The organism is Deltaproteobacteria bacterium (genome assembly GCA_019310525.1).
GTDB lineage: Bacteria > Desulfobacterota > DSM-4660 > Desulfatiglandales > HGW-15 > JAFDEE01.
Window position 1 is genome coordinate 34,659 of the sequence record JAFDEE010000005.1, and the last position, 15,372, is coordinate 50,030.

Below are 15,372 nucleotides of genomic sequence, written 5' to 3' on the forward strand. Positions count from 1 at the left end.
ATCAAAAAACCGTGTGTCCCACGAAGATCGAAATTTCCAGGACCCCTTTCTCAGGGCACCGTGAAACAGGTGCGGCAAAATTCACCCTTTCTTAAAAAACCGGCACATTTTCTGCAATTAGTTTTTTTTGTCTCCGTCTATAAATTCAGGCAATTTTACTGAAGGCCGATCCTTCGGCCTGTCAGGATGAAAACCGGGAAAGGCCCATTTTCCAAAACTCGAGACATGAAACGTCCACTGTTTGACATAGGAATCGATTTCAGGAAGATCTATGATCAGTTCGCTGACCCGGTCTTCCTCGTCGATTCGGATTCGGGGCGGATCCTTGACTGCAACAGCGAAGCGCTGATTCGATACGGATACTCCCGTGACGAATTCCTCCGGATGACACCCTTAGATCTCCATCCTCCGGAAGAAAGGGAGAGAGCGCTCAGAAACCTCCGGGAATCCCGACATACGGGTCCTCATCTCTATCATCACCTCACCAAGGACGGCCGCCGCATTCCTGTGGAAGTCAACACGAGTTTTATCCACCTGGAAGGCAAATCCACGATTCAGGTCAGCATCATCAGGGATATCTCCGAGAGGCAGGAGAACGCCGAGCGGCTCCGGCAAAGTGAGATTCGGTTCAGGCAACTCTTCGAGCAGTGCAACGACGGCGTGATCATTCACCGGGCGGGACAAATCCTGGAAGTAAATCACCGAACCTGCGAGATGCTGGGTTACACCAAGCAGGAACTCCTCTCGATGAGCATCCCTGAGCTTCACGCAAAAGAAAACCGCATTGAATCCCGTCAAAGGCTCATTTCCATCCAGTCCGGGGCCCCGATGGTCTTCGAGACCCAGTGGCTGCGGAAGGACGGGACACCGGTTGATCTGGAAATCAGCTCCCGTGTCATTGTGCCTGAAAAGCAGATCGTTCAAGGTATTGTGAGGGACATAACCGAACGCAAGCGTGTGGAAGAGGCCCTCAGGAGCAGCGAAGAGCGCTACCGAATCCTCGCTGAAAACGTGGCCGACGGGGTCGCTGTCCTGGTCAATGACAGGTTCACTTACGTAAACGACGCCATGGTGGAGATCTTCGGATACGAAAAAGAATATCTCCTTTCCATGGATCCGGTCCACCTGATACGGGAAGAATACAGGAAAGAATTCGAGGGCGCTCTTTTCGCGGTGGGCAAGGAGACCCATGTTCCGCCGTTTCAGTCTCCCGCAATTCGTGTCGATGGGACGGAGATCTGGACTGAGCAGCATCTGAACCGGATCGTCTGGGAAGGTCGGCCGGCTGTTCTTGCCACTATCCGTGACGTTACGGAAACAAGACAGCGGGAATTGGAGATGATCCAGGAAACAGAGTTCCTGCGCAAGGAAAACGCCAGACTCCGAAACGGGTTCAAGGACCGCTTCAGGTTCGGTGACATCATCGGCAAGAGCCCCGCCATGCAGGAGGTCTATGAACTTATTCTCAAATGCTCGGTTTCAGACGTCAATGTAGTGATCTACGGGGAATCCGGCACCGGTAAAGAACTCGTGGCCCGAACCATACACCGGATGAGCGAGGCCCGGGAGAAGCCCTTCGTGCCTGTAAACTGCGGGGCCATCCCTGAATCCCTGTTCGAAAGCGAGTTCTTCGGGCACCGGAAAGGTGCCTTCACAGGGGCTGTGGCCGACAAGCACGGGTACTTCGACCTGGCCCAGGGAGGCACCCTTTTTCTGGACGAGATCGGGGAACTGCCCCTTGCCATGCAGGCCAAACTTCTCCGGGCCATCGACGGCGGAGGATACATGCCAGTTGGAGGCAACCAATTCAAAGAGGCGCGCTTCCGTATACTGGCGGCCACCAACCGTGACCTGTATGAATACGTCCTAAAGGGTCTGATGAGGGAAGACTTCTTTTACCGGATCCATATCATCCCCATCCACCTCCCCCCCCTCAGGGAGAGGAAGGAGGACATTCCTATTCTTGTGGAACATTTCATTCAGTCGAGCGGATATAAGGGAAGTTCTTTCCCTATTCCGGCAAAGATTATGGATGCCCTTTGCAACTACGACTGGCCGGGAAACGTGAGAGAGCTTCAGAACGTTCTCAACCGCTACCTCACGGTCAGACGACTGGACCTTACCGGAAAACGCCCGTCTCCCTCTCCTTCCAAATCTCAAGGCGGGGCCCATGGTTCTCCGACCTACCCCCGGAATCTCCGTCGGGCCCTGGATCTCTTTGAGAAGTCGTGTATTGAGCGGGCCTTGGAGAAAAACCGGTGGCACCGGGGAAAGACCGCAGCAGAGCTGGGTATTCCCCCAAGGACTTTGCACAGGAAGATGAAAAAATTCAGGCTGATATCGTCTTAATCCCGGCCACTTTTGACCGATCGTCAATTTCCCCTTTTATTTCCAAAAGTTATACAATTCACCCCTGCTCAATCCGGTCAAAACCGGCCGAAATCAAGGACTTGATTTAACTGTCGCCCGATATCCCTTCTTAAATATTTATCCTATAAATTCAGTGCATTATCCGCTTTTCCATCGACCTGGCATACCTATTGCCTTTATGAATGGAGAAACGGGAACGCTTTTAAATTTCAAGAGGTGAAAGGGATATGGATATCCTGATCGTGGAAGATGATGCCTGGACCGCTTCCGCCCTGAAATCCAACATGGAAAAGTGGAACCATCACGTGGAGGCCATCAATACCTGCAAGGAGGCCCTGAACCGTGCGGAAGAGAAAAGATTCGATCTTGCAATCCTCGACATCTTTCTGCCGGACGGCAAGGGACATCAACTGATCCCCCACCTCAAGGCCCTGAATCATGATATTGGAATCGTCACCATGACCGGGTCCAATTCAAGGGAACTTGAACTGGAGGTCAGGCAGGAGGGCATTTCTTTTTACCTCATCAAACCCTTGAGCCTGAAAGACCTGAAGAGGATCGTCGACCATATGAACAACAGGTTGAAAAAAGAGCCGAAAACTCCCTCCTTCATCTCATCCGTGAACAATGGCAACATATTCAATGATAGCGAGAATGAAAGGGGGTGAATATCATGCTCGAAATTGACAAGGTTCTTTTCAAGGATGTCGTTACTTAGTGCCCATCCACAAATGTATTTTGGGCACTTGCAAGTTTCCAATCCAGAAAAGAGCTGTTTTTCACGAGATCAAGGAACCTTGGGACCCAACCGAAGGGTGAAGAGTCCAAGCGAAACGCGGACAAAAGGAGCCATTTATGGATGGAAACTACTTGAAATGGCAGCGTAGCGGGGAAAGAACCCAAGTACGAAAAAAAGGAGGAAATCATGAGAATAAAAATGTTTGTTTTTTCCCTTTTTTTGGTCATTGGAACTGGTTTTTCAGGAAGCGCCATGGCCGAAACCAAGGCCACGGCGGATGAGTGTGTTGCAAAGTGCAAAGAGGGGGCACAAATGGTTAACCAGCTTGGACTGGATGCAACCCTTGTAAAAATAAATGAGAGACACGGCCCTTTTGTCTGGAAAGACACCTATATTTTTGCAATCGATATCGATAAGGGAACCGTCATTGCTCATCCCATTAAGCCAAAGTTGATTGGCAAAAAGCTCGTGGGCATCAAAGATGTTAATGGTAAAATGTTTTTTGCGGAATTCCTGAAGATCGCCAAATCGAGTGGTGAGGGATGGGTAAGCTATATGTGGCCGAAACCGGGAGAAAAGAAGCCTTCCCCGAAAAAAACGTATGTATACAGAGTTCCCGGATTATCAGTGGCCCTGTTGGCGGGAATATATGAATAGGCCTACAGGGCGGACGGTCCGGCACGTAACCCCGCGGGCCCGCCGCCCTTTTCATATTCGCTTCCTGGAGGCTGAAAATGTTTAATATCAGTCGGTTTAACAAATTTACCATTAGATCCAGAGTGTTTCTTCTTCCCTTTCTGGGGATTCTCGGAATCGTATTCCTGGCGGGTACGAATTGGTACCTAAACCAATCCATCAGGCAGGCCCATCAGATCGGTTCGGACAGTAGAGAGGCGATGAACAAAGTGCTCAGACTTATGAATATTGAAGAGGAATTCATCGCCTTCCATGACAGCGCCTTGCTTAAACAACACAAGAAAGAGCAGGAAGTACTGAGAAGGAACCTCGAGTCCCTCCGGAAGGTGGTAAAAGACATAAACGGAAAGGCCTTTCTTGAAAACATTGAAAAAGCATCAAGGTCCCATGATAGCTTCTTCAGAGAATTGACCGTTAATATCAATCAAATCGACGGGGGCCAGCTCTCCCTATTGAAAAACGTCCAAAAGGTAAATCAAACCCTTGAATCCGTAATAGATTCGATAGATACAGAGGCAGCCGAACTTGTCATGGAAGGAGATACCATTGACGAAAACAAAAGTTCTCTCCGAAAGGAACTAAACGACTTCCGCATGTTGGTTGATGAAGATGCCCTAAATATCCAGAATCTGTTTTTGTTCAGGGATGTCGAAAAATTCAAGAAACGCAACGGCGAGCTTTCAAAAAAAATGAAGCTCGCCCAAGAAAATATCGAAACACTCCTTGAGAATATAAAATCAGATGAATTCCTTGAAAAATGGCGTTTCGCAAAAACAGGAGCGGAAAAAATCGGCAAAGATATAAATCTGTTATTCCTAGAATGGGGCAAAAATCAGCGAATCACGCCTGAACTGAAAAGGACTGGGGACGAAATCGCGGAATTGGCGGCAAAGATTGCCGAAACCGCAAAAGATAGAATTACACGGACCAACAAGTTAAGCAATAAGGCCTCCTTGATGTCGGTATTTGGAGGCATTCTTTTTCTTCTCATACCAGGCTATTTTATTACCAAGTCGATTAACCGATCCCTGAAATTGCAAATCGGAATGCTTTCAGAAGGAGCTGAACAAGTAGCCTCCGCCTCCGAGCAGATTTCAACCGCCAGCCAATCCCTTGCAGAAGGTGCATCAGAGCAAGCAGCCTCCATCGAGGAAACCTCCTCTTCACTGGAAGAAATGTCCTCAATGACGAAGCAGAATGCCGAGAACGCCAAAGAAGCCGACGACCTCATGAAGGAGACCAATAGAGTGGTGGGTACCGCTACCCGATCCATGGAAGAACTCACCGATTCAATGGAAGAGATTTCCAAAGCCAGTGGAGAGACACAAAAGATCATCAAAACCATCGACGAGATCGCTTTCCAGACCAATCTCCTAGCCCTGAATGCGGCGGTTGAGGCAGCGAGGGCTGGAGAAGCGGGGGCCGGATTCGCCGTGGTGGCCGACGAGGTGCGGAACCTGGCCATGCGTGCGGCCGAGGCGGCCCGGAATACGGCCGGGTTGATTGAAGGGACCGTCAAGAAGATCAAACAAGGTTCTGAAATCGTCACCCATACCAATTCCGCATTCGGGGAGGTCGCCGGAAATGCATCCAAGGTGGGAGAGCTTGTTGCAGAGATAGCTGCAGCATCAACGGAACAGGCCCGAGGGATCGAACAGGTCAATAAGGCTGTCGCCGAGATGGATAGGGTAGTTCAACAAACGGCAGGCAATGCGGAAGAATCTGCTTCAGCCTCTGAGGAGATGAACGCTCAGGCCGAACAGATGAAATCAATAGTCGATGATCTCATTGCCCTTGTGGGAGGAGGTGGTAATTCCTCAAAAGAGAGGAAGCTGGCAACACAGGAGGCATCCTTTCTCCCATTAAAAAATGCCGCCGGCCTTGAAAAACGAAAGGTTACCCACCTGAAGGAAGAAAAAAAATCTCCGAAACAGATCATCCCTATGGATGATGATGGATTTCAAAACTTCTAAAAGATTGTTGTATCCCCACACAAGCCGTGGGCCATATTCCTTGGGGCTTGGGAAAACCAGGGAATGAAGGGCTACATCACGTCCTTGTCGCTCTCCCTTACGGCCCGATCAATCTCCGCCTGGAGTTGGGGCGGGAGCCCTGGGATGTCTACGTTCAAAAAGCCCCGAACGATCGTGGCCGTAGCCTCTTCTTCGCTCAGGCCCCGGCTCATGAGATAATGGATCTCCTCTTGGGCGATCTTCCCCACGGCCGCCTCGTGCGACATCTCCACCCCGTCGGCGTGCCCTTCCAGTTCAGGGATAGCGTGGATCATGCCTCCGTTCAGCAGCAGCCCTTTGCATTCCAAGTGGGCCTTGATCCCGGGCACCTCGCCGATTAGATGGCCCCGGTTTATGATGTTGCCACCGTTGCTGATGGTTCGTGCCACGATCTCCGCCCGGTCCCCTTCTTCCCTGAGGTAAATTCGGCCCCCAAGATCGATCTCGCAACCGGGGTTCCCGACTATGATGCTGTAGAACCTGGCCACCGCATTTTTCCCTACCAGGTAAGTGGTGGGATACATCTGAACGGACTTAACGGGTTTCATAGAGATGTAGTTGCTCAGGAAAAGTCCGCCCTCCTCCACCCTCGCAACCGACCGGGGTCTTACCACCATGTCCTCCGCCCAGTTGTGTATCATGGTGAAGGTCATCCTGGCATTCTTCTTGACATAGAACTCCGATACGCCTACATGGAGGCCCCGCTTCATGTGGGGAGAGGTGGCGCACCCCGTGATCACGTGAAGCTCGGAACCCTCTTCGGCCACGATAATGTTATGCACATTCTGCTGGAGGCCCTCTTTGTCCAGATACAGGCATGTCTGTATGGGATAGACGGACCTGCTTCCAGGAAGGGCGCGGATGAGATACCCGTCGTGGAGTTCCAGTTCGGCCGCCGCGGTGAACTTGTCCGTTTCCACGTCCGCAAGTTTCCAGTAATACTTGTCCACCCAGTCGTAAGTTTCCAGGGCCTTGCGGATAGGGATCACCTCGATTCCGTCCCGGGGGGCATGGCAGTGAATCACCGTGGTATCCTTCTGGAAAAAGGTCCCGCTCCGCTCACGCTTGGTGACGTCCAGTCCGGACATGATGAGTTGTTTCTGCTCCTCCTCGGGGAGGGCGCAAAGGTCTTCATCGGCCAGATAAGAATGGGGTACCGGGGCCGCATCAAATTCCTCGAGATCCACGTCGGACCCGATGGCCGGCTTTTTATTCACAGCCTTGAGGGCCTTCTCCTTTAGTTCGTCCCTGTTATACATCTCACGCACTCCTTGTATCCCGATTGCGCCACACAACTCAGGATCTCCCTGGGATTGCTGACGCAACTGAGCATCCCGTCGTAAAGCACCTGGCCCTTATCCGCGGTCACATAATCCAGGATGTATCCCGTGTGGGTGATGATCAAACCCATCTTGGTCCGTTCCATCCTCTTCTGCATCTTGGACTTGGTGTGGTTCACGGACAGATCTTTCTGTAGTAATTCCGCGATTGTTTTGCCCACAAGGGAGATGTTTTCCATGTCCACGCCGGATTCAGGTTCATCGAAAAGCATCAGGTCCGGATCCTGGGCCATGAGCTGCAGCAGTTCCGAACGCTTGATCTCTCCACCCGAAAAACCGGCATTCACGTCCCGATCGAGAAATTCGGTGAAATTAACCCGGGCCGCAAGGGCCTCCTCATCCACTTCGCCCCTGGCGCATATCTTGACCATCTGGCGCGTCTTCAAGCCGTTTATGGTCGGAGGGCGCTGATAGGACATGCCGATCCCAAGCTGGGCCCGTTCGTGGACGGGCATATAGGTAATGTCTTCTCCTTTGAAAAGAATCCTTCCGGAAAGCACCTGATACTGGGGGTACCCCATGATGGTCATCAGGAGGGATGTCTTTCCGGAACCGTTGGGACCAAAGAGGACATGGGTCTCACCCGGCTGAATCTCCAGATGAATGTCTTTCAACAGGATCCGGTCCCCCAGTTTCACCTTCAAGTCTTCAATGAGAAGCATCCCTTTAACCTCCTTCCGGGTATTGAGGATTCGAGAGACGGATTTCATCATCCCGCCCGACCCCGCCACCCTCACTCGTCGCGTCTTCAGACCAGATAGGCCTCCCACTGCCTGGCCGTTTCAGCGATATAGCCTCCAGGCACATCTTTCATGATCCGGTTGTGCCCGGGCAGAAGTATTTCCACCTCCAGATCTGCAAGCCGCAACAGGGAGTTCTTCAAGGCGGCGGCATCGGCACCATGGAGGTCAAACCGACCAATGGCGAAATCGGCATAAACGGTATCCCCGGGGATGAGGATTTTATCCTTGGGTTCATAGAGGGCGATTGATCCTGCGGAATGCCCCGGGACATGGAGGACTTCCCAGGTCATGCCTCCGAGATCAAGCTGGTCTCCTTCCTTGAGCATCCTGTCCACCTTAAAGGTAAAATCCCCCGGCTTCAAATTGTACTGGGCCACAACCATCGCTTTGAACATATCCATACCGTAAACCGTTCTCTCGTCTCCACCCTCGAGGGGTGCGGCCTCCACCTCGTGGACCCAGAGTTCCAGCCAGGGCATTTCCTGCTTGATCTCCTTGAAACAGCCGATATGGTCCAGATGGGTATGGGTCATGATGATTCTCTTGACATCTTCCGGTTCGATACCGGCATCCCGGATGCTCCGGACCTTGTAATCCCCTTTTCCCATGAGTCCCGCATCAACAAGGGAAAGGTCCTTTGTCTCCGGCTTCCCAATAAGGTAGACATGGGAATCAGGGATCAATTCATCTTGGCCGGGAATGAAATACACTCCTTTTGTCACTGTGGGCATATGCAGCTCCTTATAGTAGATTTACCTTCCCCAGCCCCATTGGATACACCGGGGTCCGTCAATCAACCATAGGGCAATGGGGTCGGATATTCAAGGGTATTCAAAATTTTTCCAGGGACCTGAAACTGTCCAGCGGCCAAGACAGGGGGAGGAGGCACTATCGACGGACAGCTTGGTTGAGACACGGTTCGATTCAATAATTTGTCATTGTGTTGGGATTTCACTGGATTTTACAGGGCCCCCTTAAGAAAAGAGGGGGTTTTTCCATCAAGCAGTTGGATACCGCCTCAAATGCTATTATTCATTTCCGCCAAAATCGGCCCAAAAGAGAAGGCCGGCAATCCCTGCCGACCTTCTTGAATCCCTTAAATTTCCCAGCCGATTATTCAATTATTTCCACGTATCACCTCAGAAGAGAATCTAAAAAGCAACCACCGATGCTTTCTGTTGATTGGGGGACATCTTCATCAGGCTCTGCAATACCTACGGGATCGTCAATCGATCCATTCTCCGTGTTGTCGGCGTCATTATCGCCACCATCCGTTACCGTGTAATAAACGGAGTTACCCACGATATTGCAATCCACCTCGGTAAACCCGTCTGAGCCCACCTTGTACAATTTACTCCCCCACTTTATCTCAGACGGATACGTCAATTTCACTCTCACCTTTTCCCCGTTCAACAGGTCATTGATATTGAAATCCACGAGCCCGTGGGTAAACGTGTAACCAGAAGGTTTCCCCGCCTGATTGATCTCGGAGGCCGTATCCGAAACCGCCCGTACACCGGATAGGGTGCCCCTGGTATTTATCCCCACATCCACCGTAATCTTTCCTGTGCCGGTGCTTGACTCAGGGCTTGCCTTGGTGTTATCACTCGGGACAACATCGATATTGTCACCCACACCGTCACCGTCCGAATCCTTGTCGGTCGTAAACACCCACGAATAATTGGATCCCAGGGGATTTCCGGCCTCATCCTTTACGCCTGTCGTAATGGTAGCGGTGTATTGTGTGTCGAATGCAAGATTCCCGGAAGGGGTGAACGTGGCGGTTTTCCCGCTGTACGTAACAGTGCCCGATACCGTACCGCCTGAATAGGTAAGGGTAAATGTATTGGTATTAATAGTAGAACTTCTCATGGATTCTGAAAAGGTGACCGAAATGGAAGAATCCACACCCACGGTCACGGCACCGTTGCTTGGGCTGACAGAAGAAACCGTAGGCGCCGTCGTATCAACCGTCCCCCCCGTTGAAAAACTCCAGGTGCAGGTCCCGGACAAGGCGTTCCCTGCCAGGTCCTTGACACCGGTTGTAAGAGTTACGGTATAGGTGGTGTTGTCTTGCAAATTAGCCGATGGGGTGAAAGTGGCCGTAGTGCTTGTTGTGGAAACACTGCCCGCAACGGGGCTGCCTCCACCGGAAAGGGAAAAGGTGCTCGTTGTAATTGTGGACTGATCCATGTCTTCTGAAAACGTGACGTTTACGGTACTGTTCAAGGCCACGTTCGTATCTCCATCGGAAGGGCTTGTGGCCGTTACCGTGGGATTGGTCGTCTCTATCCCGACGCTCCCGTCCTTTGGGGATGCAAAGGTGAAGTTAAACTGGGCAAGGGTTCCGGTAACCCCGAAATTGTTCTGCCCGGTGGTAATTGTTGCGCTCGTATCCTCAGTGCTGTTCACATATGCCGCCAGGGACGCAATTGTGGCGCCTGATCCGAAGATGCTTGAAACGCTCGCGTCCGGGAAGAATATATTGATGTCTCTCTGTTCCCCCGATGGCCCATATACCGTCAGACCGCATTTTGCAGTCGTTGTCCCGGAGGTCCCCCCGATATTGGAAGTAGCAGCATTGGAATCAAAACCGGGAAGCAAAGAAAAGATATCTCCCGGCCAATGGTTGGTCTGCCCGATAATCCTCAAGGGATCATTCCCGAAGGTGGTGGTGTTGGTAAAAATCATCAGGCCCGCAATAGACTGAAACGCCTCGCCTGCCTCATTGGTCGTTCCCGTGGTAGTGGTGCTAACGGTCAGGATGCTCGTACCCGAATTATATGTAACCGTTGGGATGCTCCCGCCAAGGACACTCACCAAATGGGGAGGTTCTCCGTTCATGTCTACCGTGAAAGTAACCGTGGTTCCCGAGGGGACGGCCCTGTTAGCATCAACGTTTACCTTGTTTACTGGACCCGTCGTGCCCGAGAAGACGGTGGAATTGGCGTTAGTGGGGCAATTAACAGTAAGGTTGCTCAATTCGGTGAGGATTTGCGGGGAAACGGCGCTTACGGAGAACAACATTTGGCCGTATCCCGAACTGTCGCCGAACATATCCGCGGCCGCAGGGGTTATGCTCGGAGGATCGGAACTTGCAGGAGGATCGATCGCCGAAACGGATGTGCCCGACGTTGAACCGGGATTTATCCAGATCCCGTTTCCGCTCTTGTCATTGTCAAAAACAACGGCATAAGTGTCCACATTAACTGCGGCCCCCAGATCAACACGGATAACCCTAGGAGCGGCAATGCATTGGGACATTGAAACAAAAAACACGAGCAGCGAAAAAATGGCGGTCCGCACGGTTAAGCACATAAAAACTCCTCCTTTATTCCATCATGTGCACCTTAAAAAACACATTCACAGGCGCCAAGAATCTGAAAACCCCTTTCACCGCACCCAGGGCAAAAACATGCATTTACGCCGATCCAAAGATATGTAATCTAGTACAAATTCACAGAAAAGTAAAGGAGGGCCAGCGCCCGGGAACAGCCCATAACCCTCCCCGGCTGCCGGGGAAATTTGACATTCCCTTGAGGTTACTTATAATGATCTGGGTAAGAGCCTGTCAATGGAAAACAAACCCCGATGAAGAGGGAAAACATGACAAATCCGAGCCTTAAGGAAGAAGAAGGCATGCATTATGAAGGGAACTGCATCCGGCCGCCCAGCGAGGCTTACAGCATCCTGCTACAGGTCACGGTCGGATGTTCCCACAACAAGTGCATCTTTTGCGGAACATACAAGGACAAGCGGTTCAGGATCAAGGACAACGAAATGATCCTGAAGGATATCCTTTTTGCATCCAAGTACATGCGCCGCCAGGACAGGGTCTTTCTCATGGACGGCGACGCTCTCATCATCCCCCAAAAGAGGCTCCTGTGGATCCTTGACCGAATCAACGAGCATCTCCCCTGGGTGCGGCGCGTCGGGGCTTACGCCAATGTGAAGGGCATCAAGATGAAGACCCCTGAAGAACTGAAGGAACTCAAGGCCAGGGGTCTGGGGATCCTCTACCTCGGCGTGGAGACCGGGGACGACGAGCTCCGGAAGAGGATCCGCAAGGGATCCTCGGCACAGACTTGCATCGAGATGGGCCGGAAGGTGAAAGAAGCCGGCATGAAGCTTTCCGTTACGGTTTTGCTGGGGATAGGCGGGCGCGAAGGATCACTGAAACACGCCCGGGCCACCGGAGAGCTCTTGAGCGCCATGGATCCCGACTACGTCGGGGCCTTGACGGTGATGCTTTACCCCGGAACCCAGCTTTATGATGAATTCCGCAGGGGTGAGTTCGTGCTGCCCGATGAACACGAACTCCTCTTAGAACTCAGGGAGATGATCGCCCATACCAATCTCACGAGGGGGCTTTTCTTTTCCAACCATGCCTCCAATTACCTTCCTGTAAAGGCCAGGCTACCCGGGGGAAAACAGGAGGCCCTGGACCTGATCGACCGCGCCCTTCGGGGGGAAATCGGCCTGAGACCGGAATGGATGCGGGCATTGTGAGAGAGTCCTTTCCGGCAATAAATCAGCCTGCAGTTACCCACTTCGCCGTGGATTCGGAAAGGCGGATGGACTATTCCCGCTATACTTGGCACAAAAGGATCAGGTGACCCGGGTTGATTCGAGCTGTTACCGGAAAGGACCCAGGAGGGATAATCTTGGAATTAAAACCCAGGGGATACGACAAGGTTGTGGCGTTGCTCAAGAAGGGGGTCAAGATCCCCAATCCCCTAACCTTGGATATCGGGGACGAGGTTGAAGTCTCTCGCATTTCACCCGCAGGGGTCACAATCTACCCCGGTTGCAGGCTCTATGGACCGCAGACCGTTATCTGTGAAGGGGCCCAAATCGGCCTGGAGGGCCCGGTGACCATCGAGAACTGTCAGGTGGGTCCGAAGGTCCATCTCAAGGGCGGGTATTTCAAGGAATCCGTGTTCCTGGATGGAGCCCACATGGGCCTGGGGGCCCATGTACGGGAAGGCTGCATCCTTGAGGAGCAGTCCGGCGGTGCCCACTGTGTGGGGCTCAAACAAACGATACTTTTCCCTTTTGTGACCCTTGGAAGCCTGATCAATTTCTGCGACTGCCTCATGGCGGGCGGCACTCACCGAAAAAACCACAGCGAGGTGGGAAGTTCGTATATTCATTTCAATTTCACTCCCGAGGGCGACAAGACCACTCCGTCTCTAATCGGGGATGTCCCCCGCGGGGTCATGATCAACCAGCCACCCATTTTCCTTGGAGGACAGGGGGGGATGGTAGGCCCGCTCCGCATGGGGTACGGCAACGTGGTGGCCGCAGGGGGAATCCTCCGGCGGGATTTCACCCAGGGAGGCAAACTCATCATCCCAAGGCCCCACCGGGGAGCTGTGCTTGATTATTCGCCGGGCGGTTACGGGGGGCTTGGCCGTATCCTTAAAAACAACTTTCTCTATATCGCGAATATTCTCGCCCTGGACCAGTGGTACCTTCACGTCAGGAAACCTTTTCTCCTCCGCACCGAACACGGCTCCTTCCTGTGGGAGGGCGCACGTCGGAACCTTGCCCTCGGGGTAGCGGAAAGAATCAAGCGGCTTCGAATCATGGCCGAGAAAATCGGGGCCGATCAAAAAGACAGGAAGGAAGAGGGCTCCCTTTCCTCCCTCAAAGAGAATTTCTCCAAAAAGGCTGAAGAGATCTTCGAGTATTTTACCCTGGATCGGACCTGGACGGCGGGAAAGGAATTCCGGGATCGTTTCCTCGAAGCCCTACACAGGAAAGGAGCCTTGAAGGACGATTATATCAACGCCATCCAGGCCCTCCCCCGGCATATCACCCAGGAAGGGACCCGGTGGCTGGAAGAGACTGTGAATTCACTTTACCAGGGCGCCCTGGCCATCTTGGAATCCTGAACCGAAGGCCGGATCCCGCGTAGTAATCACCATCCTGAAGGAGATCAGACGAATGGGTAGACTTTTCGGCACGGACGGCATCCGGGGCAAGGCCAATCAGTACCCCATGGACGGCACGCTGGCCTTCTCACTGGGCCAGGCGGTAACCCATATCCTTGGTGGGCCAGGACCAAGGCCCAAGGTGATCGTTGGAAGGGATACCAGGATCTCCGGGCCCATGCTGGAGAGTGCCCTGGTGGCAGGCATCCTTTCCATGGGAGGGGATGCATTGCAGGTGGGAGTCCTGCCTACTCCGGGCATCGCCTACCTCGCCACCAGTCTCAGGGCTGATGCAGGCGTAATGGTTTCGGCCTCCCACAATCCTTACGAGGACAACGGCCTCAAGATCTTTTCCGGACAAGGATTCAAGCTCCCTGACGATATGGAGGAGAAGATCGAGAACCTCATCCTGGGTGGAACCCTCCCGGAAAGGGTGCCCTCCCCGGAAAATCTCGGAAAGCAATCCCGCCTCAAAGACGCCGCCGGGCGCTACGTGGAATTCCTCAAACAGGCCCTGCCCCGCAGGTTCTCCCTGGAAGGTATGCGTCTGGTCCTGGATACCGCAAACGGAGCGGCCTTCGGGGTTGCGCCGGCCGTGTTCTCAGAACTCGGAGCCGACGTCCATGTAATCAACGATCAACCCGACGGCGTGAACATCAACGATCACTGCGGCTCCCAATTCACGGAAGGTTTACAGGAGCAGGTCATAGAAAAACGCGCAGACATGGGCCTTGCATTCGATGGTGACGGAGACAGGCTCATCGCCGTGGATGAAAAAGGAAACCGGCTGACCGGAGATCAGATACTCTTTATCTGCGCACTATCCCTTAAAAACCGGGGGGAATTGAAAAACGACCTCCTGGTTAGCACCGTCATGAGCAACCTGGGGCTCAGGACGGCTTGCCGAAAACACGGCATCAAGCACCACGCCTCCGGGGTCGGAGACCGTTACGTGCTCGAGGATATGAGGAAATTAGGAGCCGTTATCGGAGGAGAGGAGTCCGGCCACCTGATCTTTCTTGACGCCCATACCACCGGAGATGGGATCTTTGCAGGGTTGCGCCTGGCCGAGGTCATGGTCCGGGAGAAACGCCCCCTCTCTGAACTTGCTAAGTGGATGGAGGTCTTTCCACAGAAACTGGTAAATGTGGAGGTCCGATCCAAGCCCGACTTGAATTCGATCCCGGAGATCGTAGAGGTCATACGCGGCGCCGAGGCCGAACTGGGGGACCGGGGAAGGGTCCTTGTCAGGTATTCCGGCACCCAGGATCTCTGCCGTGTCATGGTGGAGGGACCCACGGAGGATAAGGTCGAATCCCTTTGCCGCAGCATTGCCCGGGTCGTGGAAAAGGCCTTGGCCTGAAGGCTGGCCTCCGATACGGAAGGTTCGAGCCTGGACCGATGGCCCCTTTTGGAGGCTGGTATCAAATTGAAGTACTCGCCGAATTAGATTGAAGGGGCATGAAGATATTTTCCTCGTTCCCGAGTATCACGGCCTGGTTATTTCGTGTCCATCCATAAATGCCCCTTTTCCCC

At 52.9% G+C, this 15,372-nt stretch carries 11 protein-coding genes; 7 read left to right on the plus strand and 4 right to left on the minus strand.

The window, feature by feature from the left end; all coding sequences use genetic code 11:
- The first annotated feature begins 225 nt into the window (after positions 1-225).
- From JRF57_01340 to JRF57_01355, 4 genes are all read left to right on the plus strand, one after another.
- The gene (locus tag JRF57_01340; GenBank protein ID MBW2302335.1) at positions 226-2,349 is read left to right on the plus strand and encodes a PAS domain S-box protein; all 2,124 of its coding nucleotides are present in this window, start codon (positions 226-228) and stop codon (positions 2,347-2,349) included.
- Between the two features lie 248 nt (positions 2,350-2,597).
- Complete coding sequence (locus JRF57_01345; protein ID MBW2302336.1) at positions 2,598-3,038, plus strand: response regulator; 441 nt, start codon at positions 2,598-2,600, stop codon at positions 3,036-3,038.
- A gap of 257 nt (positions 3,039-3,295) precedes the next feature.
- Positions 3,296-3,766, plus strand: coding sequence for a cache domain-containing protein (locus JRF57_01350; protein MBW2302337.1), 471 nt, complete (start codon positions 3,296-3,298; stop codon positions 3,764-3,766).
- 239 nt (positions 3,767-4,005) lie between these two features.
- Positions 4,006-5,778: a chemotaxis protein gene (locus tag JRF57_01355; GenBank protein ID MBW2302338.1), complete on the plus strand. Its 1,773-nt coding sequence runs from the start codon at positions 4,006-4,008 to the stop codon at positions 5,776-5,778.
- A gap of 71 nt (positions 5,779-5,849) precedes the next feature.
- On the opposite strand, the gene JRF57_01360 is transcribed toward JRF57_01355, so the two are convergent.
- The 4 genes from JRF57_01360 to JRF57_01375 all read right to left on the minus strand — a co-directional run bounded on the left by JRF57_01360 (position 5,850) and on the right by JRF57_01375 (position 11,218).
- A complete protein-coding gene (locus JRF57_01360; protein MBW2302339.1) occupies positions 5,850-7,076 on the minus strand; it encodes a SufD family Fe-S cluster assembly protein in 1,227 nt (408 codons plus the stop codon).
- Positions 7,055-7,819: an ABC transporter ATP-binding protein gene (locus tag JRF57_01365; GenBank protein ID MBW2302340.1), complete on the minus strand. Its 765-nt coding sequence runs from the start codon at positions 7,817-7,819 to the stop codon at positions 7,055-7,057. Before JRF57_01365 ends, JRF57_01360 begins: the two co-directional genes overlap by 22 nt.
- Positions 7,820-7,905: 86 nt before the next feature.
- Positions 7,906-8,631: an MBL fold metallo-hydrolase gene (locus JRF57_01370; protein MBW2302341.1), complete on the minus strand. Its 726-nt coding sequence runs from the start codon at positions 8,629-8,631 to the stop codon at positions 7,906-7,908.
- A 403-nt stretch (positions 8,632-9,034) separates the two neighbouring features.
- Positions 9,035-11,218, minus strand: a complete 2,184-nt coding sequence (locus tag JRF57_01375; GenBank protein MBW2302342.1) for an Ig-like domain-containing protein — start codon at positions 11,216-11,218, stop codon at positions 9,035-9,037.
- Between the two features lie 321 nt (positions 11,219-11,539).
- Between JRF57_01375 and JRF57_01380 the strand changes: the two genes are divergently transcribed.
- From JRF57_01380 to JRF57_01390, 3 genes are all read left to right on the plus strand, one after another.
- Positions 11,540-12,409 (plus strand): B12-binding domain-containing radical SAM protein, encoded by an 870-nt coding sequence (locus JRF57_01380; GenBank protein MBW2302343.1) that lies wholly within the window; start codon positions 11,540-11,542, stop codon positions 12,407-12,409.
- 155 nt (positions 12,410-12,564) lie between these two features.
- Positions 12,565-13,797, plus strand: a complete 1,233-nt coding sequence (locus JRF57_01385) for a UDP-N-acetylglucosamine pyrophosphorylase (GenBank protein MBW2302344.1) — start codon at positions 12,565-12,567, stop codon at positions 13,795-13,797.
- Positions 13,798-13,849: 52 nt separating this feature from the next.
- A complete protein-coding gene (locus JRF57_01390; GenBank protein MBW2302345.1) occupies positions 13,850-15,199 on the plus strand; it encodes a phosphoglucosamine mutase in 1,350 nt (449 codons plus the stop codon).
- Positions 15,200-15,372 lie beyond the last annotated feature (173 nt).

Excerpts from the sequence above, each read along its gene's own strand:
- JRF57_01340 (MBW2302335.1), top strand. The coding sequence starts at position 226 with ATGAAACGTCCACTGTTTGACATAGGAATCGATTTCAGGAAGATCTAT.
- JRF57_01345 (MBW2302336.1), top strand. The coding sequence starts at position 2,598 with ATGGATATCCTGATCGTGGAAGATGATGCCTGGACCGCTTCCGCCCTG.
- JRF57_01350 (MBW2302337.1), top strand. The coding sequence starts at position 3,296 with ATGAGAATAAAAATGTTTGTTTTTTCCCTTTTTTTGGTCATTGGAACT.
- JRF57_01355 (MBW2302338.1), top strand. The coding sequence starts at position 4,006 with ATGAACAAAGTGCTCAGACTTATGAATATTGAAGAGGAATTCATCGCC.
- JRF57_01360 (MBW2302339.1), bottom strand. The coding sequence starts at position 7,076 with ATGTATAACAGGGACGAACTAAAGGAGAAGGCCCTCAAGGCTGTGAAT.
- JRF57_01365 (MBW2302340.1), bottom strand. The coding sequence starts at position 7,819 with ATGCTTCTCATTGAAGACTTGAAGGTGAAACTGGGGGACCGGATCCTG.
- JRF57_01370 (MBW2302341.1), bottom strand. The coding sequence starts at position 8,631 with ATGCCCACAGTGACAAAAGGAGTGTATTTCATTCCCGGCCAAGATGAA.
- JRF57_01375 (MBW2302342.1), bottom strand. The coding sequence starts at position 11,218 with ATGTGCTTAACCGTGCGGACCGCCATTTTTTCGCTGCTCGTGTTTTTT.
- JRF57_01380 (MBW2302343.1), top strand. The coding sequence starts at position 11,540 with ATGCATTATGAAGGGAACTGCATCCGGCCGCCCAGCGAGGCTTACAGC.
- JRF57_01390 (MBW2302345.1), top strand. The coding sequence starts at position 13,850 with ATGGGTAGACTTTTCGGCACGGACGGCATCCGGGGCAAGGCCAATCAG.